General features: G+C 68.2%; 27 protein-coding genes and 1 pseudogene. 1 reads left to right on the forward strand and 27 read right to left on the reverse strand.

Annotation, left to right across the window (positions count from 1 at the left end):
* Positions 1-128: 128 nt before the first annotated feature.
* Positions 129-641: a 30S ribosomal protein S9 gene (gene rpsI / locus ACZ4W9_RS01895; protein ID WP_003998795.1), complete on the reverse strand. Its 513-nt coding sequence runs from the start codon at positions 639-641 to the stop codon at positions 129-131.
* A 42-nt stretch (positions 642-683) separates the two neighbouring features.
* Positions 684-1,127, reverse strand: a complete 444-nt coding sequence (rplM, locus tag ACZ4W9_RS01900) for a 50S ribosomal protein L13 (RefSeq protein WP_014674395.1) — start codon at positions 1,125-1,127, stop codon at positions 684-686.
* Between the two features lie 268 nt (positions 1,128-1,395).
* Here rplM and ACZ4W9_RS01905 point away from each other — a divergent pair, with 268 nt between their 5' ends.
* Positions 1,396-2,265 carry a hypothetical protein gene (locus tag ACZ4W9_RS01905; RefSeq protein ID WP_467932523.1) on the forward strand — a complete coding sequence of 290 codons (870 nt, stop codon included), beginning with the start codon at positions 1,396-1,398 and terminating at the stop codon, positions 2,263-2,265.
* A 13-nt stretch (positions 2,266-2,278) separates the two neighbouring features.
* Here the strand turns inward: ACZ4W9_RS01905 and ACZ4W9_RS01910 are convergent, their stop codons facing one another.
* From ACZ4W9_RS01910 to rplN, 25 genes and pseudogenes are all read right to left on the reverse strand, one after another.
* Entirely contained in the window at positions 2,279-3,022 is a 744-nt protein-coding gene (locus ACZ4W9_RS01910; RefSeq protein WP_467932524.1) for a polyprenol monophosphomannose synthase, read from the reverse strand.
* Positions 3,023-3,051: 29 nt separating this feature from the next.
* Positions 3,052-5,070 (reverse strand): glycosyltransferase family 39 protein, encoded by a 2,019-nt coding sequence (locus ACZ4W9_RS01915; protein WP_467932526.1) that lies wholly within the window; start codon positions 5,068-5,070, stop codon positions 3,052-3,054.
* Positions 5,070-6,065 carry a glycoside hydrolase family 26 protein gene (locus ACZ4W9_RS01920; protein ID WP_467932527.1) on the reverse strand — a complete coding sequence of 332 codons (996 nt, stop codon included), beginning with the start codon at positions 6,063-6,065 and terminating at the stop codon, positions 5,070-5,072. Before ACZ4W9_RS01920 ends, ACZ4W9_RS01915 begins: the two co-directional genes overlap by 1 nt.
* Positions 6,066-6,088: 23 nt before the next feature.
* Complete coding sequence (locus ACZ4W9_RS01925) at positions 6,089-7,507, reverse strand: glycosyltransferase family 2 protein (RefSeq protein ID WP_467932761.1); 1,419 nt, start codon at positions 7,505-7,507, stop codon at positions 6,089-6,091.
* A gap of 381 nt (positions 7,508-7,888) precedes the next feature.
* A complete protein-coding gene (gene truA / locus ACZ4W9_RS01930) occupies positions 7,889-8,752 on the reverse strand; it encodes a tRNA pseudouridine(38-40) synthase TruA (protein ID WP_467932529.1) in 864 nt (287 codons plus the stop codon).
* 74 nt (positions 8,753-8,826) lie between these two features.
* On the reverse strand, positions 8,827-9,318 hold the full coding sequence (gene rplQ, locus ACZ4W9_RS01935) for a 50S ribosomal protein L17 (RefSeq protein ID WP_467932531.1): 492 nt from the start codon (positions 9,316-9,318) through the stop codon (positions 8,827-8,829).
* Between the two features lie 115 nt (positions 9,319-9,433).
* On the reverse strand, positions 9,434-10,456 hold the full coding sequence (locus ACZ4W9_RS01940) for a DNA-directed RNA polymerase subunit alpha (protein WP_003966937.1): 1,023 nt from the start codon (positions 10,454-10,456) through the stop codon (positions 9,434-9,436).
* Between the two features lie 152 nt (positions 10,457-10,608).
* The gene (gene rpsK, locus ACZ4W9_RS01945) at positions 10,609-11,013 is read right to left on the reverse strand and encodes a 30S ribosomal protein S11 (protein WP_003956432.1); all 405 of its coding nucleotides are present in this window, start codon (positions 11,011-11,013) and stop codon (positions 10,609-10,611) included.
* A gap of 65 nt (positions 11,014-11,078) precedes the next feature.
* Positions 11,079-11,459: a 30S ribosomal protein S13 gene (rpsM, locus tag ACZ4W9_RS01950; RefSeq protein WP_067240336.1), complete on the reverse strand. Its 381-nt coding sequence runs from the start codon at positions 11,457-11,459 to the stop codon at positions 11,079-11,081.
* A 192-nt stretch (positions 11,460-11,651) separates the two neighbouring features.
* Positions 11,652-11,765 carry a 50S ribosomal protein L36 gene (gene rpmJ, locus ACZ4W9_RS01955; protein WP_003998809.1) on the reverse strand — a complete coding sequence of 38 codons (114 nt, stop codon included), beginning with the start codon at positions 11,763-11,765 and terminating at the stop codon, positions 11,652-11,654.
* Between the two features lie 60 nt (positions 11,766-11,825).
* Positions 11,826-12,047 (reverse strand): translation initiation factor IF-1, encoded by a 222-nt coding sequence (gene infA, locus ACZ4W9_RS01960; protein WP_004927214.1) that lies wholly within the window; start codon positions 12,045-12,047, stop codon positions 11,826-11,828.
* 168 nt (positions 12,048-12,215) lie between these two features.
* Positions 12,216-12,377 (reverse strand): annotated as a pseudogene (locus ACZ4W9_RS01965) (type I methionyl aminopeptidase); the annotation flags it as partial.
* A gap of 104 nt (positions 12,378-12,481) precedes the next feature.
* Positions 12,482-13,318: a type I methionyl aminopeptidase gene (gene map, locus ACZ4W9_RS01970; protein ID WP_467932763.1), complete on the reverse strand. Its 837-nt coding sequence runs from the start codon at positions 13,316-13,318 to the stop codon at positions 12,482-12,484.
* A gap of 100 nt (positions 13,319-13,418) precedes the next feature.
* Positions 13,419-14,081: an adenylate kinase gene (locus ACZ4W9_RS01975; protein ID WP_467932532.1), complete on the reverse strand. Its 663-nt coding sequence runs from the start codon at positions 14,079-14,081 to the stop codon at positions 13,419-13,421.
* Positions 14,081-15,394 (reverse strand): preprotein translocase subunit SecY, encoded by a 1,314-nt coding sequence (gene secY, locus ACZ4W9_RS01980; RefSeq protein WP_467932533.1) that lies wholly within the window; start codon positions 15,392-15,394, stop codon positions 14,081-14,083. The genes ACZ4W9_RS01975 and secY overlap by 1 nt, the downstream gene beginning before the upstream one ends.
* A gap of 189 nt (positions 15,395-15,583) precedes the next feature.
* The gene (rplO, locus tag ACZ4W9_RS01985; protein WP_030601181.1) at positions 15,584-16,039 is read right to left on the reverse strand and encodes a 50S ribosomal protein L15; all 456 of its coding nucleotides are present in this window, start codon (positions 16,037-16,039) and stop codon (positions 15,584-15,586) included.
* Between the two features lie 2 nt (positions 16,040-16,041).
* On the reverse strand, positions 16,042-16,224 hold the full coding sequence (gene rpmD, locus ACZ4W9_RS01990) for a 50S ribosomal protein L30 (protein ID WP_003998814.1): 183 nt from the start codon (positions 16,222-16,224) through the stop codon (positions 16,042-16,044).
* A 2-nt stretch (positions 16,225-16,226) separates the two neighbouring features.
* Positions 16,227-16,832 (reverse strand): 30S ribosomal protein S5, encoded by a 606-nt coding sequence (rpsE, locus tag ACZ4W9_RS01995; RefSeq protein WP_019753099.1) that lies wholly within the window; start codon positions 16,830-16,832, stop codon positions 16,227-16,229.
* A gap of 36 nt (positions 16,833-16,868) precedes the next feature.
* Entirely contained in the window at positions 16,869-17,252 is a 384-nt protein-coding gene (rplR, locus tag ACZ4W9_RS02000) for a 50S ribosomal protein L18 (protein ID WP_344349894.1), read from the reverse strand.
* 3 nt (positions 17,253-17,255) lie between these two features.
* Complete coding sequence (rplF, locus tag ACZ4W9_RS02005) at positions 17,256-17,795, reverse strand: 50S ribosomal protein L6 (RefSeq protein WP_030641195.1); 540 nt, start codon at positions 17,793-17,795, stop codon at positions 17,256-17,258.
* A 24-nt stretch (positions 17,796-17,819) separates the two neighbouring features.
* Complete coding sequence (gene rpsH, locus ACZ4W9_RS02010; protein WP_014674378.1) at positions 17,820-18,218, reverse strand: 30S ribosomal protein S8; 399 nt, start codon at positions 18,216-18,218, stop codon at positions 17,820-17,822.
* 213 nt (positions 18,219-18,431) lie between these two features.
* A complete protein-coding gene (locus ACZ4W9_RS02015) occupies positions 18,432-18,617 on the reverse strand; it encodes a type Z 30S ribosomal protein S14 (protein ID WP_003948630.1) in 186 nt (61 codons plus the stop codon).
* Between the two features lie 5 nt (positions 18,618-18,622).
* The gene (gene rplE / locus ACZ4W9_RS02020) at positions 18,623-19,180 is read right to left on the reverse strand and encodes a 50S ribosomal protein L5 (RefSeq protein WP_309095770.1); all 558 of its coding nucleotides are present in this window, start codon (positions 19,178-19,180) and stop codon (positions 18,623-18,625) included.
* On the reverse strand, positions 19,180-19,503 hold the full coding sequence (gene rplX / locus ACZ4W9_RS02025; protein ID WP_467932536.1) for a 50S ribosomal protein L24: 324 nt from the start codon (positions 19,501-19,503) through the stop codon (positions 19,180-19,182). Before rplX ends, rplE begins: the two co-directional genes overlap by 1 nt.
* 2 nt (positions 19,504-19,505) lie before the next feature.
* Positions 19,506-19,874 carry a 50S ribosomal protein L14 gene (rplN, locus tag ACZ4W9_RS02030; RefSeq protein WP_003998823.1) on the reverse strand — a complete coding sequence of 123 codons (369 nt, stop codon included), beginning with the start codon at positions 19,872-19,874 and terminating at the stop codon, positions 19,506-19,508.
* Between the last annotated feature and the right edge of the window lie 57 nt (positions 19,875-19,931).

The following is a 19,931-nucleotide window of genomic DNA, read 5'->3' on the forward strand; positions in this document are numbered from 1 at the left end:
GCGTCTTGTGCCGTTATACGCCCTTGGCTGGGATAAGCGAACGCCCCGGAGGCACATGTGGCGTGCCGCCGGGGCGTTCGGAGTACGCGGGGCCGAAGCCCGTACCACGTACGAGCAGGCAGCGAAGCTTAGCGCTTGCTGTACTGCGGAGCCTTGCGGGCCTTCTTCAGACCGGCCTTCTTCCGCTCGACCGCGCGGTCGTCGCGGCGCAGGAAGCCGGCCTTCTTCAGCGGGCCGCGGTTGTTGTCGACGTCGGCCTCGTTCAGCGCACGGGCGACACCGAGACGCAGCGCGCCGGCCTGGCCGGAGACACCGCCACCGGCAATGCGGGCGATGACGTCGTAACGGCCCTCGAGCTCCAGGACCTTGAACGGCTCGTTGACTTCCTGCTGGTGCACCTTGTTCGGGAAGTAGTCCTCGAGGGTGCGACCGTTGATCTTCCACTTGCCGGTGCCCGGGACGATCCGGACGCGGGCGATGGCGTTCTTGCGGCGGCCCAGGCCGGCGGCCGGCTGCGGCTCGCCGAAGCGGGAGGCCAGGGACTCCGAGGTGTACTCGCCCTCGACGGGAACCTCGGACTCGGTGGTGTAGCTGTCGATGTCAAGCTCTTCGAGCGGCTGCTCGGCAGTGGTCTCGGCCACGATTCTCCTCAGATTCTGTTCAGTCTTAGGGGGTGGCCGGACTTACTGCGCGACCTGGGTGATCTCGAACGGCACCGGCTGCTGGGCAGCGTGCGGGTGCTGGTCACCCTTGTAGACCTTCAGCTTCGAGAGCATCTGACGGCCCAGGGAGTTCTTGGGGAGCATGCCCTTGACGGCCTTCTCGATGGCCTTCTCCGGGTTCTTGTCCAGCAGCTCGTCGTAGCGGACGGAGCGCAGACCACCCGGGTAGCCGGAGTGGCGGTAGGCCATCTTCTGGGTCCGCTTGTTGCCGGACAGGTGCACCTTGTCCGCGTTGATGATGATGACGAAGTCACCAGCGTCGACGTGCGGCGCGTAGATCGGCTTGTGCTTGCCCCGGAGGAGGGTCGCAGCAGTGGTGGCGAGACGACCCAGGACAACGTCCTGAGCGTCGATGACGTGCCACTGGCGCGTCACATCGCCGGGCTTGGGGCTGTACGTACGCACGGTTCGTAGCCTTCGCTTCGAGTGAATGGTCCTAAACAAGGTCACCGAAACGATCACGACAGCCTAGACCCACGGCGGCGACGCAAACCGCGTGTGTGGGGTCGCTGGTCATCGGCCCGGTGGACCGGTGTAAGGGCCCGTCCCGTGAGAATGAGCAAGCCAATACACAACGAAGAAGTAGGTTACCGGGCGGCACCCGGGCGGGTCAAAACGAGGCGGGTCGCCGCACGGCCCCCGTGTCCCCGGCCCCCCGTCTAAGATGCGCCCCATGAGTTACGGGCAGGGGGGACCCCAGTCTCAGTGGGATCCCTGGAAACCGCATTCCCAGCAGCCGCGGAACAGCGGAGACGACGACGGGACGCCCGACTGGGCCGCGCTCGCCGAGGCCTCCGAGACACGGAACAAGCGCCGCAAGCTGCTGTTCGCGGCCGGCGGGGTGCTGGCCACCCTCGCGATAGGCGCCGCGGTCGCCGTGGCCGTGGTCTCCGCGGACGGCGGTGATCCCGAGGCCCGCCCCGGCACCCTGCCCACCGGCGCCTCCCGGTCCGGCTCCGCGACGCCGTCCTTCGCGCCGACCAGCGCCCCGCCGCCGCTGAATCCCGGGGATTTCATCTCCAGCGCCGAGAAGGACACCGCCCCGCTCGGCCCCGGCACGCTCTTCCCCGGCAAGCGGCTCACCGTCGGCGGCACCGTGTACGAGAAGGGGACCACGGACGACACGTCGGGCTGCGCCTCCGTGGCCGGCGGCACCCTGCCGGGCATCCTCACGGCCAACGGCTGCACCCGCCTGATGCGCGCCACCTACACGCACGGTGACATCGCGGTCACCGTCGGCGTCGCCGTCTTCGACGACGCGGCGCGGGCCGCCAAGGCCAAGGCGCAGACCGACGACCGGTCCATCGTCCGCTCCTTGTTCGGCAAGGGCGGCGTCAAGCCGTTCTGCGACGGCGCCTTCTGCCGCTCCACGCGCAACGCCTACGGCCGCTACGCCTACTTCACGATCTCCGGCTTCACCACCGGCAAGGACGTCACCAAGAAGGACACCGACGTCTTCGGCGCCGGCAACGACCTGGCCCAGTTCACCGTGAACCAGATCCACCGCCGCGGCCAGGCCCAGGCCCAGGCCGCCGCCCGGTAGCCCGCGCCGGCCGTCAGTACCGCTTCAGCCGCAGCCTCAGGGGCAGCACCGCCGACTCCAGCTGGGTGCGCAGCGTCATCTTGGACTCGCCCTCGGCGCGCTCGGCGAACCGGATGGGGATCTCCACGGCCGTGTGCCCGGCCCGGACGGCCCGGTACTTCAGCTCCACCTGGAAGCTGTAACCGGCGCTGTCGACGGACGTCAGGCCCACGTCCCCGAGGGTCCGCGCCGACCACAGGTTGAAACCGGCCGTGATGTCCTTGATCTCGGTGCCGAGGACGGCGCGCGCGTACCGGTTGGCGAACCGGGACAGCAGCACCCGGTGGGCGCCCCACTCCTCGTCCAGCGAGCCGCCCTCGACGTACCGGCTGCCGACCACCAGCCCGGCGCCCGAGGCCCGGGCCGCCCGGAGCATGCGGGGCACCGCCTCCACGGGATGGCTGCCGTCGGCGTCCATCTGGACGACGTACTCGGCGCCCTCCTCCAGCGCGGCGGACATCCCGGCGGTGTACGCCCGGCCCAGCCCGTCCTTCTCGGCGCGGTGCAGCACGCTCATCCGGGCCCGGCCGGCGCCGTTGTACGCCCCGGCCAGTTCCTCGGCGATCCGTCCGGTGCCGTCCGGGCTGGAGTCGTCGACGACCTTCAGATGCAGCCCGTCCAGCGGCAGCGCGAGCACGGCCTCGGCCATGCCGGGCAGGTTCGCCGCCTCGTTGTACGTCGGCATCACCACGGTGACCCGCGCCTCGTCCTGCGCCATCGCTGTCCCTCTTCTCGCTCGGGCCCGCTTCAGGAGGTCTTGGTCCAGATGCGGTAGTGACCGGTGCCGCTGGAGTTGCGGAAGGGCAGGTCGGCCAGGAGCCGGTAGTGCGGGTTGCCCTTGACCGCGTCCGCGACGACGGCGTCCACCCGCGGGTTGGTGAGACCGTCCAGGACGATCAGGTCGAACTCGCCGTCGCGCAGTGCCGCCCGGTAGGCCTCGTCACCGGAGTGGTACGTGCCCTTCCTGTCCGTGTACTCCAGCGCGAAGACGCCCTGCCACTGCCGGTGGGTGGTCTTGTCGCGCAGGTAGTAGACGGGCACCTCGGGGGTGGAGGCGAGGTAGTGCCCCTTGCGGTCCACGTGGGAGCCGATGACCTGGACCATTCTCGAGGAGTCGGGCCAGACGCCGAAGCGCCAGTCCGCCTGCGAGATGCCGAGGCAGAGCGTCGCGGTCCACAGCATGATGCCGAGCTGGGGATAGCGGAAGTGGGCGCCGATCAGCCGGGTCACGCCCACCCCGGCCATCGGCGCGGCGAAGAGCAGGCCGAACCCGATGTGCTTGAACAGCGACACCACGGTGCCCAGGTGGATCTGGTAGGCGGGTGCGAGCAGCGCGGTGCCGCACAGCACCAGGCCGAGCAGGGCCCGCCAGCGCCGGCCGGGGGTGCCGAGCCGCTGGGCGGCCGGGGACTCGTTCATGCGGCTGCGCCGCACATAGGAGACCGCGCCGCCGACGGCGGTGAGGAACATCAGCCCGCCCCACTGCGCCGAGCGCTGGAACAGGAAGGCGGTGCTGTCGGAGCCGTGGTCCCGGTCGGTCGTGGTCTGCCGGACACCGTCCATCAGGTCGGTGGTGTACATGCCCACCACCACCAGGGCACCGATGCCGAGCGCGAGCAGCAGCATCCGGCCGAACGCCTTGCGGCCCCGGTGCGGCCAGCCGGTGAGCAGCGCGAGCACGACGATGGTCGGCAGGTACAGGCCGGCCGCGTACTTCACGCCGACGGCGAGGACGGCGACGGGCGCGGCGAGCAGCACGGCGGCCACCGGTGCCCGGTCGGTGCGGACGACGATCCAGGTGGCCAGGGCCAGCAGGAACAGCGCGGCGGCGTCGTAGGTGGCGAAGTAGCCCATGACGACCGTGGACTGCACCACGGCGAACAGCGCGGCGCCGGCCAGCGCGGCCCGCTCGTTGAACAGCCGCCGGGTGAAGGAGTACAGCAGCCCGGTGGTGCCCAGCATGAACGCCAGGCTCAGCAGGCGCGCCCCGGTCAGTCCGAAGACGTCGTCCACGGCGGCGGCGAGCACCGGGTACAGCTGCGGCGAGCCCGAGAAGTAGGCCGCGTAGTCGACGGGCAGCGGGGTGCCGTGCAGCAGGTGCTGGAGCTCGGCGTGGCCGGCCGCGAGGTAGAGGGCCTCGTCCTGGAACGCGGTGTTGGCCAGGCGCAGCGAGAGCACCGCCTGGACGGCCAGCACGCACAGCAGCACGGCCCGGCTGACCCAGGCGCGCCGCCGGCTGGCGGCCATGTCCCAGCCGACCTCGGCCGTCTCGGGCACGTGGTACGCGGGCCCGGCCGGGGCGTCCGGCGCGGCCGGCTCCTCCTCCTCCACCGGCTGCGGGGCGTACGCCGGCTGACCGGCCGGCTGCTGGTACGCGTGGACCCCGGGGTCGTGGCCGTACGCCTGCGGGGCGTCGTAGCCCTGGGGGACGTCGTACCCCTGCGAGGTGTCGTACCCCTGGGGGACGTCGTACCCCTGCGGGACGTCATACCCCTGCGGGACGTCGTACCCCTGCGGGACGTCGTACCCCTGCGGGACGTCGTACCCCTGCGGGACGTCATATCCCTGGGGAGTGTCGTACCCGTGGGGTACCTCGTGGCCCTGCGGGGTGTCGTACCCCTGCGGGACCGCGTAGCCCTGCGCGAGGTCGTAGCCGTGCGGCTGGCGCGGGACGTAGCCGTCGGAGTTGAACCAGCCCCCCTGCTGCTCCTCCTCCGCGTACGGGTCGAAGGGCTGCGGGGTGTAGTACTCGGGTCGAGAGGTCATCACGGCTTCCGTACGTCGAAGCCGAAACGGTCGTCGGCGGCCAGGCGCTTGAACTCCGTCAGCGCCAGCGGGCTCGCCTCCAGCCGCCAGTCGGCGCGCTTTTTGTAGTTGAACCAGACGAAACCGAGCATGTCGTCGTCGGCCGCGACGCCCGCGAACAGGTTGCGGACGTCGGCCCGCCGCCGCTCGCCGGGCATGGCCGCGGTCTCCAGCAGCAGCATCGGCTTCTTGGTGAAGGAGCGGATCCGGTCGCGGGTCGGCCCGAAGACGCTGTCGAAGGCGTTGTCGTCGCCGAGCGTGAAGTAGCCGATCAGACCGATCCAGTCCACGTAGGCGTCGCCCGGGTAGTACTGCCGCAGATCCACGTTCTTGACCGGGTTGACGATGTTGGGCGCCCACGCCCAGATGACGTTGGTGGCGCCGGCGCCGGCGAAGGTCTGGTGGATGTGGCGCCAGGCGGCCACGTACTGGGCCGGGGTCACGTCGTCCGTGCCCCACTTCTCCCAGTGGCCGTTGAACTCGTCGGCGAAGTCCATCACCACGGGCAGGTTCAGCCTGCGTACCGCGGCCGCGTACTCCTTGATGTACGCGTCCGACCTGCCTGCCGCGATGTCGGCGAGCGGGGTGTCGAAGGGCTCCCAGGACATCAGCGTCAGGGCGCCCTCGGCCCAGGCGTTGCGCACGCCGGTGGCGTCGAAGCCGTCCCCCCAGGCCGCGTAGTACTCGACCAGGTTCGGCTGCTTGCCGGTCTTCTCCGTGTACGCGTGGACGCTCTTCATGGAGGTCGGCGCGCCCGCCACGGCCACCCCGAGGTACTTCTTCGCCGGTTTGATCAGCGGGGTGACGTCGTAGGGGATGTCCCGGGGGCTCGCCGAGGAGTGCGGGGCCGCCGTGCCCCCGGAGCGCGCCGAGTCGTCGGAGTCGTCGCGGAACAGCGAGCAGCCGCCGAGCGCGAGGACGCCGGCCACGGCACAGGCCAGGGCCCCCCGGGCCATGCGGAATCGTTCCTTCTGTGGCATCAGACGGCCTCCGCCCCCGACCGCGGCTGCACCAGCACACGGCCGACGACCAGCGCGTAGAACAGCCCGGAGGACAGGATCAGGGCGAAGTCCGGGGCGTTCATGGTGAACGTCCGGTACACCGCGGCGGTGACCCACACCAGCGCCGTGCCGCCGCTCCACGCCCACATGCCGATCCAGAACCGCCGGGTCTTGTTCTTCTTGGCTCCGGAGGAGCCGGTCGGCTGCCAGCCCATGCGGTTCTTGCGCAGGATGTCCCAGATGGCGAAGACGTGCGCCCAGCCGTACATCATCCGGGCCGCCCATGCCTCCAGCCGGTACGGCGCCCTGTGCCACATCGGGAAGACGATCGTGGTGTAGAGGATGCTGGGCAGCACCAGCAGCAGGTGCTCGACCTTCAGCTTGTCCGGCATCACCAGCAGCAGCACGATGGGGATGACCGGGGCCGCGAAAGTGAACAGCGCGGTGTGGATGTAGTAGAAGAACCCGGACATGTAGCACAGCCGGCTGGAGAGCCTGATCCTCGCCTGCCAGAACTTGCGGCTGCCGAGCAGGCTCATCGAGCCCGAGCACCAGCGGTACTGCTGGTTGAAGAAGGCGCCGGCGCTGTCCGGGCAGACCCCGGTGGACACCGCGACCGGGACGTACCTCAGGTCCCAGCCGAGCCCGCGCAGATCGAACCCGGTGTGCACGTCCTCGGAGTGCTCGATCAGCGTGGTGCCGCCGTTGGTCTCCAGCGCCGCCCGCCGGTAGATCGCGCAGGAACCGACGCAGATGGCGCCGTCGCTGCCCTGCCGGGACACCTGTACGGAGCGGTAGAACAGCTCCTGCACCGCGCCCGCGCCGCGCTCGATCCAGTTCTGCGAGTCGAGCACCCGGAAGTACTGCGGGGACTGGACGATACCGATCCGCGGGTCGTCGTCCAGGTACGGCAGCAGTTCCTCCAGCAGATCGGCGCGCGGGGTGAAGTCGGCGTCCAGGATGAGGATGTACTCGCCGTCGGACTGGGCGAAGCCGAAGTGCAGATTGCCGGCCTTCTTGAACCAGCCCCGGTTCTCCCGGGTGCCGTAGCGGAAGCCGAAGTCCCGGGCCATGGCCGCCAGCTCGGGGCTCGCGCCGTCGTCGAGCACGAACGGCACACAGACCCCGGGGTAGCGGTCGGCCATCGCCCGCACGTGCCGCCAGGTGTTGTGCAGCACCTCGATGGGCTCACCGCACACCGGCAGGAACACGTCCACGGCCGGATACGCCTCGGGCCGCCAGTTCTGCACCAGCCGCCGGTGGTGGGCGATGTCGAAGTCCCGGGTGAAGCCGTTCACCCGCAACGACACGAGGTAGTAGATCACCGTGAACGCGAGCAGCGGTGTGTAGATCCACAGCACCGGGGTGGACGCCGCCAGCTTGAACTGGCTCAGCACCAGGCAGCAGAAGCTGACCAGCGAGCTGATCGTCAGGATCCACAGGCGCCGGCGCGCGTAGGAGTACTTCTCCTTGTCCGTCGGCGGGAGCGGCAGCAGTCCCAGCGCGGCGTTCCCGCCCCGCCCGGCCCGTCGCCGCCCTCCGCTCTGCCGTACCGCGCGTCGCCCCCCGGCCCGCACGGGACCCACTGAAGTCATTCCGTTGTCCAACCCCGGGCCCAGGCGACCCGTCGACCCCCCGGCCAACCCCGGTTCCCCATCGAACTTCTGGCCGAGACGCGCAACTGTATCCGAGAGGTATGAAACGCGTAAGAGTCATTACGGGCAGTTATGACCGTTAAGTCCGGACATGAGGGGTAAGTGACGCGAAATGCAACGTAGCTAACAGGTTTCGCATCCCGGAAGTCCGGGCAGCGACCGCTTGTTCCGGGCCTCCCTGCTGCGGGCCGCCAGCAGCTCGTCGGCCGGGTAGCCGACCTCCTCCAGCGTCAGCCCGTGCGGCCGTACGACGTGCACGGCGGAGTCCCGCACGCCCGCGGCCAGCACCTTCCCCGGCCACTCGGGCCCCCGGTGCCCGTCGCCGACGAACAGCAGCGCGCCGATCAGCGAGCGCACCATGTTGTGGCAGAAGGCGTCCGCCCGCACGGTCGCGGTGATGATCCCGTCCTCGCCCCGGACCAGGCTCAGCTCCTGGAGCGTCCGGATCGTGGTCGCGCCCTCGCGCTTCTTGCAGTAGGCGGCGAAGTCGTGCTCCCCGAGCAGCGCCCGGGCGGCCTCGTTCATGGCGTCCACGTCGAGCGGCCAGTCGTGCCACAGCACGTGGCCCCGCAGCAGGGGGTCCACTCCCCCGGGGTTGTCGGTGACCCGGTAGGCGTACCGCCGCCACACCGCCGAGAACCGCGCGTTGAACCCGCTCGGCGCCTCGCGCAGCGCCCACACCCGGACGTCCTTCGGCAGCCGGCCGGCCAGCCGCTTGAGCAGCTTCTGGTGGTGCTCGCGCCACAGCTCCCCGGGCAGGTCGACGTGCGCCACCTGGCCCCGGGCGTGCACGCCGGCGTCGGTCCGCCCGGCCACGGTCAGCTCGTACGTCTCCTTCGACCGCGTGACCGTCCGCAGGGCGTCCTCGATCTCCCCCTGTACGGTCCGCCGGCCGCCGGCCTGCTTGGCCCAGCCGTGGAAGGCGGTGCCGTCGTACGACAGATCGAGACGGACACGGACGTAACCGGGCTGCACTTCGTCACTCACGTGGGAATCCTCTCAAAACACAGGAGCGGGCCCGCCCCTCAGGGCGGACCCGCTTCCCGCGTTCAGGCAGAGCCTCAGGCGTCCTTGGACTCCTCGGCCGGAGCCTCGGTCTCCTCGGCCTTGGTCTCCTCGGCCTTGGCCTCCTCGGACTCCTTGACCGCGCGCTTGGTCGCGGCCTCGGCCTCGCCCACGGCGTTCTGCTGCACCGTCAGCGCCTCGACCAGCTCGATGACGGCCATGGGCGCGTTGTCGCCACGGCGGTTACCGATCTTGGTGATGCGGGTGTAACCACCCGGACGGTTCTCGTAGCGCGGGCCGATCTCGGTGAAGAGCGTGTGGACGATGCTCTTGTCCGTGATGACCTGGAGCACCTGACGGCGGTTGTGAAGGTCACCCTTCTTCGCCTTGGTGATCAGACGCTCGGCGTACGGGCGCAGGCGGCGGGCCTTCGCCTCGGTGGTGGTGATGCGGCCGTGCTCGAAGAGGCTCTTCGCCAGGTTCGCGAGGAGCAGCTTCTCGTGCGCGGCACTGCCGCCCAGACGGGCACCCTTGGTGGGCTTCGGCATGGTTCTTCTCCTAGGTGTCTGCCCCGGCCGTATCAGGTACCGGGGTCAGTATCCGAGCAGGCGGTCGCCTGTCGGAGATCCGGGGTCCGCTGACACGGACCCCGGAAGCGGAGACTCAGTACTGCTCGGTCTCCACGAAACCCGCGTCCGCGTCGTCGTCGGCGCCGAAGGCGTCCGCGGCGGCCGTGGGGTCGAATCCGGGCGGGCTGTCCTTGAGGGCCAGGCCCATGCCGGCCAGCTTCGCCTTGACCTCGTCGATCGACTTCGCACCGAAGTTGCGGATGTCGAGCAGGTCGGCCTCGGAACGCGCCACGAGCTCACCCACGGAGTGGATGCCCTCGCGCTTGAGGCAGTTGTACGACCGAACGGTGAGCTCCAGCTCCTCGATCGGCAGCGCCAGGTCGGCGGCCAGCGCGGCGTCCGTCGGGGACGGACCCATGTCGATGCCCTCGGCGTCGATGTTCAGCTCGCGGGCGAGACCGAACAGCTCGACCAGGGTCTTGCCGGCGGAGGCCATGGCGTCACGCGGACGCATCGCCTGCTTGGTCTCGACGTCGACGATCAGCTTGTCGAAGTCGGTGCGCTGCTCGACACGCGTGGCCTCGACCTTGTACGTGACCTTCAGCACCGGCGAGTAGATCGAGTCGACCGGGATCCGGCCGATCTCCTGGCCCACCTGCTTGTTCTGCACGGCGGAGACGTAGCCGCGACCGCGCTCGACGGTCAGCTCCATCTCCAGCTTGCCCTTGCCGTTGAGCGTGGCGAGGACGAGGTCGGGGTTGTGCACCTCGACACCGGCCGGGGGCGCGATGTCGGCGGCGGTGACCAGACCCGGGCCCTGCTTGCGCAGGTACATCACGACCGGCTCGTCGTGCTCCGAGGAGACGACCAGCTGCTTGATGTTGAGGATCAGGTCGGTGACGTCCTCCTTGACGCCCGGCACGGTGGTGAACTCGTGCAGGACACCGTCGATCCGGATCGAGGTGACGGCGGCACCCGGGATCGAGGAGAGGAGCGTACGGCGCAGGGAGTTGCCGAGGGTGTAACCGAAGCCCGGCTCCAGCGGCTCGATCACGAACCGGGAGCGGAACTCGTCGACGACCTCTTCGGTCAACGAGGGACGCTGAGCGATCAGCATGTGTGGATCAGATCCTTCTTTCGTGGACGCCCGCTATTTGACGTCCGACGGAAACCGCGCCCTGTGCAGCGCGGGTACTGCAAGGGTACGGGCGGTACGGCTCCGCGGAGCCGTACCGCCCGCGACCCGAGCCTGCGCGAGGCAGCCGTGCGTCAGACGCGACGGCGCTTCGGCGGGCGGCAGCCGTTGTGCGGGGTCGGGGTGACGTCCTGGATGGAGCCGACCTCGAGGCCGGTGGCCTGGAGGGAGCGGATCGCGGTCTCGCGACCGGAACCCGGGCCCTTCACGAACACGTCGACCTTGCGCATGCCGTGCTCCTGGGCGCGGCGGGCGGCCGACTCGGCGGCCATCTGCGCGGCGAACGGCGTGGACTTCCGGGAACCCTTGAAGCCGACGTGGCCGGCGGAGGCCCAGGAGATCACGTTGCCGGACGGGTCCGTGATCGAGACGATCGTGTTGTTGAACGTGCTCTTGATGTGCGCGTGGCCGTGAGCGACGTTCTTCTTTTCCTTGCGGCGCACCTTCTTGGCAGCGCCCTGACGACCCTTGGGGGGCATCTATAAACTCCTACGGGAGGTGGTCGGTCCTACAGCGAAGACCGTGGACAGGCGTCCGCTGCGGACTACTTCTTGCCCGGCTTCTTCTTGCCGGCGATGGCGCGACGCGGGCCCTTGCGGGTACGGGCGTTGGTGCTGGTGCGCTGACCGCGGACGGGCAGACCGCGACGGTGACGGAGACCCTGGTAGGTACCGATCTCGACCTTGCGGCGGATGTCGGCCTGGATCTCGCGACGGAGGTCACCCTCGGTCTTGATGTTGTTGTCGACGTACTCGCGGATCGCGACGAGCTGCTCTTCCGTCAGGTCGCGGACGCGGGTGTTCGGGTCGACGCCGGTCGCAGCCAGCGTCTCCTTCGAGAGGGTCCGGCCGATGCCGAACACGTAGGTGAGCGCGATCTCCACGCGCTTTTCGCGCGGGATGTCGACACCGGAAACGCGTGCCATTCAATGGCTCCTGGTGATTCTTCGGAGGTCTTCCACAGAACCGGCTCCCGGCCGCCGTACCAGGTACGAACCGGGTCCCCGGCCTCCGAACCGGGGGTGTCGAGCTGGATGGCTCGGGTTCTGCGTATGAACATATTCAGCTCGCGTCGCGCGAAACTCTGCGATAGAGGTGCAGAGGGATACGGTCGTGCGTCAGCCCTGGCGCTGCTTGTGGCGCGGGTTCTCGCAGATGACCATGACCCGGCCGTGACGGCGGATCACCCTGCACTTGTCGCAGATCTTCTTGACGCTCGGCTTGACCTTCATGGGGTGAGGTTCTCCGGGTCAGTGCCATCGCACCGGGCGGGCCCGGGGCGCGGGCAAGATCTACTTGTACCGGTAGACGATCCGGCCACGCGTCAGGTCGTACGGAGACAGCTCCACCACGACCCGGTCGTCAGGGAGGATGCGGATGTAGTGCATACGCATCTTGCCGCTGATGTGTGCCAGGACCTGGTGGCCGTTCTGGAGCTCGACCCTGAACATGGCGTTCGGCAGAGACTCGACGACAGTGCCCTCGATCTCGATGGCACCTTGCTTCTTGGCCACGCTTCGCCCTTCGAATCGACTACCTTGATCGGCTCCGTCACAGCCTCAGGTTTTCAGGCATGAGGGTGCACAAGAGCCGACGAGTCAGTCTACGTCGCCGCTCCCGGAAAGGCGAATCGAGAAATTCTGCCCCATGGGAGTGATCCCTACGCCACGGGGTCGGGAGGACGGGCACGCGGTGATGCCGTACTCCGCGAGCTTGGCCTTGCCGCCGTCGACGGCCGTCAGGACCAGGGGGCCCTGCTCGGTGAGCGCCACCGAGTGCTCCCAGTGGGACGACCAGGTGCCGTCCGTGGTGATGACCGTCCAGTCGTCGGAGAGGACCTCGGACCCCACTTCTGGATGCCGCTCTCGCGGGCTCGGCGCCTGGCGCGCCTCACAAGCTTCGAGCGGCTGCGCCGGTCTCCGACCGGCGGTCTCGGCTCGGCCCCGCCTCAGGCCAGCGGGTCCGGGGCCGCCGCCACACCGTACTCCGCGAGCTTGGCCTTGCCGCCGTCGACGGCCGTCAGGACCAGGGGGCCCTGCTCGGTGAGCGCCACCGAGTGCTCCCAGTGGGACGACCAGGTGCCGTCCGTGGTGATGACCGTCCAGTCGTCGGAGAGGACCTCGGTCTTCGGGGTGCCGAGGGAGACCATCGGCTCGATCGCCAGGCAGAAGCCGGGGACCAGCTTGGGGCCCTTGCCGCGGCGGCGGTCGACGTAGTTCAGCAGGTGCGGGTCCATGTGCATCTCGGTGCCGATGCCGTGGCCGCCGTAGTCCTCGATGATCCCGTACCGGCCGCCGCCCGGCTTGGGCTGGCGGCGGATGTACGTCTCGACCGCCCGGGAGATGTCGACCAGGCGGTTGCCCTGCTTCATGGCCGCGATGCCGGCCCACATCGACTCCTCGGTCACCCGGGAGAGCTCGACCAGCTCCGGGGCGTGACCGGAGCCGACGAAGGCGGTGTAGGCCGCGTCGCCGTGCCAGCCGTCGACGATCGCGCCGCAGTCGATGGAGATGATGTCGCCGTCCTTCAGGACGACGTCGTCGGAGGGGATGCCGTGGACGACCACGTCGTTCACGGAGGTGCAGATGGTGGCCGGGAAGCCGCCGTAGCCGAGGAAGTTCGACTTCGCGCCGTGTTCGGCGAGGACCTTGCGGGCCACCTCGTCCAGGTCCCGGGTGGTCGCGCCGGGCACCGCGGCCTCGCGCGTGGCCGCGTGGATGGCGGCTACGACCAGGCCCGCCGCCCGCATCTTCGCGATCTGCTCGGGGGTCTTGATCTGCACCATGGGGGGCCTGCGCTCTCCGTCACTCACGTCGACTGGGGTACCTGTACAACAGTACGGCCGCGGCGCCCGGGGAGGGCACCGCGGCCGGAAGGGCCGGGATCTACTTCTCGGCCTTCTCGCGCTTGAGGGCCTCCAGCGCCCGCTGCGTGATCTCCTCGACCGGGCCCAGGGAGGAGATCGTCACGACCAACCCCTGCGCCTTGTAGTAGTCGATGATCGGCTCGGTCTGCGTGTGGTAGACCTCCAGCCGCTTGCGGACGGTGTCCTCGGAGTCGTCGTCGCGCTGGTACAGCTCGCCGCCGCACACGTCGCAGACGCCCTCCTGCTTCGGCGGGCTGTAGGTGACGTGGAAGACGTGCGAGGAGTCGTTGCGGCAGATGCGCCGGCCGGCGATGCGCTTGACGACCTCGTCCTCGGGGACCTCCAGGTCGAGCACGGCGTCCAGCGTGATGCCCTCGGTGCGCAGCAGCTGGTCCAGCGCCTCGGCCTGCGAGACGTTGCGCGGGAAGCCGTCCAGCAGGAAGCCCTTCTCCGCGTCCGGCTGCTCCATGCGGTCCTTGGCCATCGCGATGGTCACCTCGTCGGGGACGAGGTTGCCGGCGTCCATGTAGGACTTCGCGAGCTTGCCCAGCTCCGTCTGCCGGCTGATGTTGGCGCGGAACAGGTCGCCCGTGGAGATGTGCGGGATGACCAGCTTCTCTGCGAGCCGGACGGCCTGCGTTCCCTTACCGGCACCCGGCGGCCCGACGAGGACGATACGCATCAGCGGAGGAACCCTTCGTAATTGCGCTGCTGGAGCTGGCTCTCGATCTGCTTCACCGTCTCGAGGCCGACACCCACGATGATGAGGATGCTGGTCCCGCCGAAGGGGAAGTTCTGGCTTGCCCCAAAGCCCACCAACGCCATTGTCGGTACGAGAGCGATCAGACCCAGATACAGCGAACCCGGCCAGGTGATCCGGTTGAGAACGTAGCTCAGGTACTCAGCGGTCGGTCGGCCAGCCCGGATGCCCGGGATGAAGCCACCATACTTCTTCATGTTGTCGGCTACTTCCTCGGGGTTGAAGGAGATAGCGACGTAGAAGAACGCGAAGAAAACGATGAGCAAGAAGTACGAAGTGATGTAAATCGGGTGGTCGCCCTTGGTGAGGTTCTGCTCGATCCAGGTCTTCCACCCCGACTGGCCCCCGGCGAACTGCGCCACGAGCGCCGGGATGTAGAGCAGCGACGAGGCGAAGATGACGGGAATCACACCCGCCTGGTTCACCTTGAGCGGGATGTACGTGGACGTACCGCCGTAGGACCGGCGCCCGATCATCCGCTTCGCGTACTGCACCGGGATGCGGCGCTGGGCCTGCTCGACGAAGACGACGAGCCCGACCATGACCAGGCCGACCGCGATGACGGTGCCGAACTCGATCCAGCCGCCGGCCAGCGAGCCCTGCTTCTTGATGGCCCACAGCGCGGACGGGAAGGTCGCGGCGATCGAGATGAACATCAGGATCGACATGCCGTTGCCGATGCCGCGGTCGGTGATCAGCTCACCGAGCCACATGACGACGGCCGTACCGGCGGTCATGGTGACGACCATCGTGATGGTCGTGAAGATGCCCTGGTCGGGGACGATGCTCGTGGCGACCGAGCAGCCGTTGAACAGGGCGCCGCTGCGGGCGGTGGCGACCAGGCCGGTGCCCTGCAGGATGGCCAGGGCCACCGTGAGGTACCGGGTGTACTGCGTGATCTTCGCCGTGCCGGCCTGGCCCTCCTTCTTCAGGGCCTCCAGACGCGGGATCACCACGGTCAGCAGCTGAAGGATGATGCTGGCGGTGATGTACGGCATGATGCCGAGCGCGAAGACCGTGATCTGGAGCAGCGCGCCGCCACTGAACATGTTCACGAGGCCGAACAGGCCCTGGTTGCCCTGCGCCTCGGTCACACACTGCTGGACGGCCTTGTAGTTGACGTTGGGGATCGGGATGTGGGTACCGACCCGGTAGACCACGATGATGCCCAGCGTGAAGAGCAGCTTCTTGCGCAGGTCGGGCGTCCTGAACGCCCGGGCGAACGCGGTGAGCACGGTGCCTCCTGCGACCCCCGCGCAACTGCGTCAAGGGTGACGGTCTGAGGTTCGACGAATACGAAAAAGAACAGTGCAGGCCACCATACCGGCGACACTGCCCCCCTAGGAACGACCAACCGGGGATACCTCATTGTGAGGTATCCCCGGTCGGGATCGTCTACGTCATCGACGCGCCGCCTGAGGGACTCAGACGAGCTCGGTGACCGTGCCGCCGGCGGCGGTGATCTTCTCCTTGGCGGAGCCGGAGACGGCGTCGACCGTCACCTGCAGCGCCACGGAGATCTCGCCCTGGCCGAGGACCTTGACGAGGCTGTTCTTGCGAACGGCGCCCTTGGCCACCAGCGACTCGACGGTGACCTCGCCACCCTCCGGGTAGAGCGCGGCCAGCTTGTCGAGGTTCACGACCTGGTACTCGGTCTTGAACGGGTTCTTGAAGCCCTTCAGCTTCGGGAGGCGCATGTGCAGCGGCATCTGGCCGCCCTCGAAGCGCTCCGGAACCTGGTAGCGGGCCTTGGTGCCCTTGGTACCACGACCGGCCGTCTTACCCTTCGACGCCTCACCACGACCCACACGGGTCTTGGCGGTCTTGGCGCCCGGGGCGGGACGGAGGTTGTGGATCTTCAGCGGGTTGTTCTCCGCCATGATCAGTCGACCTCCTCGACCGTCACGAGGTGGCGGACGGTGTGCACCATGCCGCGGAACTCGGGGCGGTCCTCCTTGACGACCACGGTGTTGATCCCCTTGAGACCAAGCGACCGCAGGGTGTCACGGTGGTTCTGCTTGCTGCCGATGTAGGACTTGACCTGCGTGATCTTGAGCTGCGCCATGATTACGCACCCGCCCCGGCACGCGCACGGAGAAGAGCCGCGGGGGCGACGTCCTCGAGCGGCAGACCACGGCGGGCCGCGATCTCCTCGGGACGCTGCAGGCCCTTCAGGGCCTCCACGGTCGCGTGCACGATGTTGATGGCGTTGTCGGAGCCGAGCGACTTCGACAGCACGTCGTGGATACCGGCGCACTCGAGCACGGCGCGCACCGGACCACCGGCGATCACACCGGTACCGGGCGACGCGGGCTTGAGCAGCACGACGCCGGCGGCCTTCTCACCCTGGATCGGGTGGGGGATGGTGCCCTGGATACGGGGGACCTTGAAGAAGTGCTTCTTGGCCTCCTCCACACCCTTGGCGATGGCGGCCGGCACCTCCTTGGCCTTGCCGTAACCGACACCCACGGTGCCGTCACCGTCGCCCACCACGACCAGCGCGGTGAAGCTGAAGCGACGACCACCCTTCACAACCTTGGCGACGCGGTTGATCGCGACGACGCGCTCAACGTACGCGGTCTTCTCGGCGGCAGCAGCGCCGCCGTCACGGCCCTTCCGGTCCCGCCGCTCGCCGCCACCGGCACCGCTACCGCGGCGCTGGGGTCCAGCCATTGGATTACCTCTCTCTTTCCGCTAGCTACAAGCGGCTCAGAACTTGAGCCCGGCTTCGCGGGCGGCGTCCGCCAGGGCCGCGATGCGGCCGGCGTACTGGTTGCCACCACGGTCGAACACGACGGCCTCGACACCGGCGGCCTTGGCACGCTCGGCGACCAGGGCGCCGACCTGCTTGGCCTGCGCCGACTTGTCGCCCTCGGCACCGCGGATCGACGCGTCCAGCGTGGACGCCGACGCCAGGGTGTGGCCCTTCAGGTCGTCGATCACCTGCGCCACGATGTGGCGGTTGGAGCGGGTCACGACCAGACGGGGACGCTCCGCCGTACCGGACACCTTCTTGCGGATCCGGATGTGACGGCGCTTGATCGCGGCGCGCTTGTAGGCGTCGCCCTTGAGGATCTTCTGCCCGTATGCCATGGCTTACTTACCCGCCTTTCCGACCTTGCGGCGGATGACTTCGCCCTCGTACTTGACACCCTTGGCCTTGTACGGGTCGGGCTTGCGCAGCTTGCGGATGTTGGCCGCAACCTCGCCGACCTTCTGCTTGTCGATGCCCTCGACCGAGAAACGGGTCGGGGACTCCACCTTGAAGGTGATGCCCTCGGGGGCCTCGACCACGATCGGGTGGCTGTAACCGAGAGCGAACTCCAGGTTGGAACCCTTGGCGGTCACTCGGTAACCGACACCGCTGATCTCGAGCTTCTTCACGTAACCCTGGGTCACGCCGGTGATCATGTTCGCCACCAGCGTGCGGGAGAGGCCGTGCAGGGCCTTGCTCTGACGCTCGTCGTTCGGGCGGAGCACCTGCAGGGTGCCGTCCTCGCCCTTAGCGATGTCGATCGGCGCGGCAACGGTGTGGGTCAGCGAGCCCTTGGGGCCCTTGACCGAAACCGTACGGCCGTCGATGGTGACGTCCACGCCGGCGGGAACCGCGATGGGGAGCTTGCCGATGCGCGACATAGCTGTTTCCTCCGTTCCCTTCTGCTACCAGACGTAGGCGAGGACTTCCCCACCCACGCCCTTCTTGCCGGCCTGCTTGTCGGTGAGGAGCCCGTGCGACGTGGAGATGATCGCCACGCCCAGGCCGCCGAGCACCTTCGGCAGGTTGGTGGACTTCGCGTAAACCCGGAGACCGGGCTTGGAGATCCGCTTGATGCCCGCGATGGAGCGCTCACGGTTGGGGCCGAACTTCAGCTCCAGGACGAGGTTCTTGCCGACCTCGGCGTCCTCGACCTTCCAGCCCGTGATGAAGCCCTCCTGCTGGAGGATCTCCGCGATGTGAGACTTGATCTTGGAGTGCGGCATCGACACCGAGTCGTGGTACGCCGAGTTCGCGTTCCGCAGACGCGTCAGCATGTCTGCGATCGGATCAGTCATGGTCATGAATTGGCCTGTGGCCTTTCTCGCCGGGGTTTCCTATATGCGCCATCCCTCTCCCCGTACTTCTGCAGACGGGACGGGTGCGGTGCGGGGACCTACGGCGTAGTAAGTCGTTCAGGGCGGCAGAGCCCAACCCCACCAGCCTACGGCATGTGGGTATCGGGCCCTGCCGTCCCGGTTGCTTACCGAGAGGTCCCAGAATCCCTAAATGAGGGATTACCAGGAGCTCTTGGTCACGCCCGGCAGCTCGCCACGGTGAGCCATCTCACGGAGGCACACGCGGCACAGGCCGAACTTGCGGTAGACGGAGTGCGGACGACCGCAGCGCTGGCAGCGGGTGTAGCCACGCACACCGAACTTGGGCTTGCGAGCAGCCTTCGCGATGAGAGCCTTCTTCGCCATCTCGCTCACGCCTCCTTGAACGGGAAGCCGAGGTGACGGAGAAGGGCACGGCCCTCTTCGTCGTTGGTCGCCGTGGTCACCACGGTGATGTCCATACCCCGGACGCGGTCGATCTTGTCCTGGTCGATCTCGTGGAACATGACCTGCTCCGTGAGACCGAAGGTGTAGTTGCCACGGCCGTCGAACTGCTTGGGGGACAGGCCGCGGAAGTCGCGGATGCGCGGCAGCGCGAGCGACAGGGTGCGGTCCAGGAACTCCCACATGCGGTCGCCACGGAGCGTGACGTGGGCACCGATCGGCTGACCCTCGCGCAGCTTGAACTGCGCGATGGACTTGCGGGCCTTGGTGACGGCCGGCTTCTGACCGGTGATGGTGGTCAGGTCGCGGATCGCGCCCTCGATCAGCTTCGAGTCACGGGCGGCGTCGCCGACACCCATGTTGACCACGATCTTGACGAGGCCGGGGATCTGCATGACGTTCTCGTACTTGAACTCGTCACGCAGCTTGCCCGCGATCTCCTCGCGGTACTTCTGCTTCAGACGCGGAGTGGTGGTGGTAGCCATCAGATGTCCTCACCCGTCCGCTTGGCAACGCGGATCTTGTTGCCCTCTTCGTCGAAGCGGTAGCCGACACGCGTGACGACCTTCTTGCCGTCCTGCTCCACGACCAGCTGGACGTTGGAGACGTGGATCGGCGCCTCGGTGGTCACGATGCCGCCGGCCTGGGAACCGCTGGCGGTCGGACCGGCCTTGGTGTGCTTCTTGACCCGGTTGACACCCTCGACCAGGACGCGCTCCTCGCGCGGGTAAGCGGCAATGACCTTGCCCTGCTTGCCCTTGTCCTTGCCGGTGATGACCTGGACCAGGTCGCCCTTCTTGATCTTCATGCTTACAGCACCTCCGGCGCGAGCGAGATGATCTTCATGAACTTCTTCTCGCGCAGCTCACGGCCGACCGGGCCGAAGATGCGGGTGCCGCGAGGGTCGCCGTCGTTCTTCAGAATGACGGCGGCGTTCTCGTCGAAGCGGATGTACGAGCCGTCCGGACGGCGGCGCTCCTTGACGGTGCGAACGATGACCGCCTTGACGACGTCACCCTTCTTCACGTTGCCACCGGGGATCGCGTCCTTGACGGTGGCGACGATGACGTCACCGATGCCCGCGTAGCGGCGACCGGAGCCACCGAGCACACGGATGCAAAGGATCTCCTTCGCACCAGTGTTGTCGGCGACACGCAGTCGCGACTCCTGCTGGATCACGTCTATCTCCTGATCGTCTGCCGGTTCCCGGCAGGGGCCTCCCCTTTCGGGAGGGGC

Source organism: Streptomyces sp. NPDC029296 (assembly GCF_055569255.1).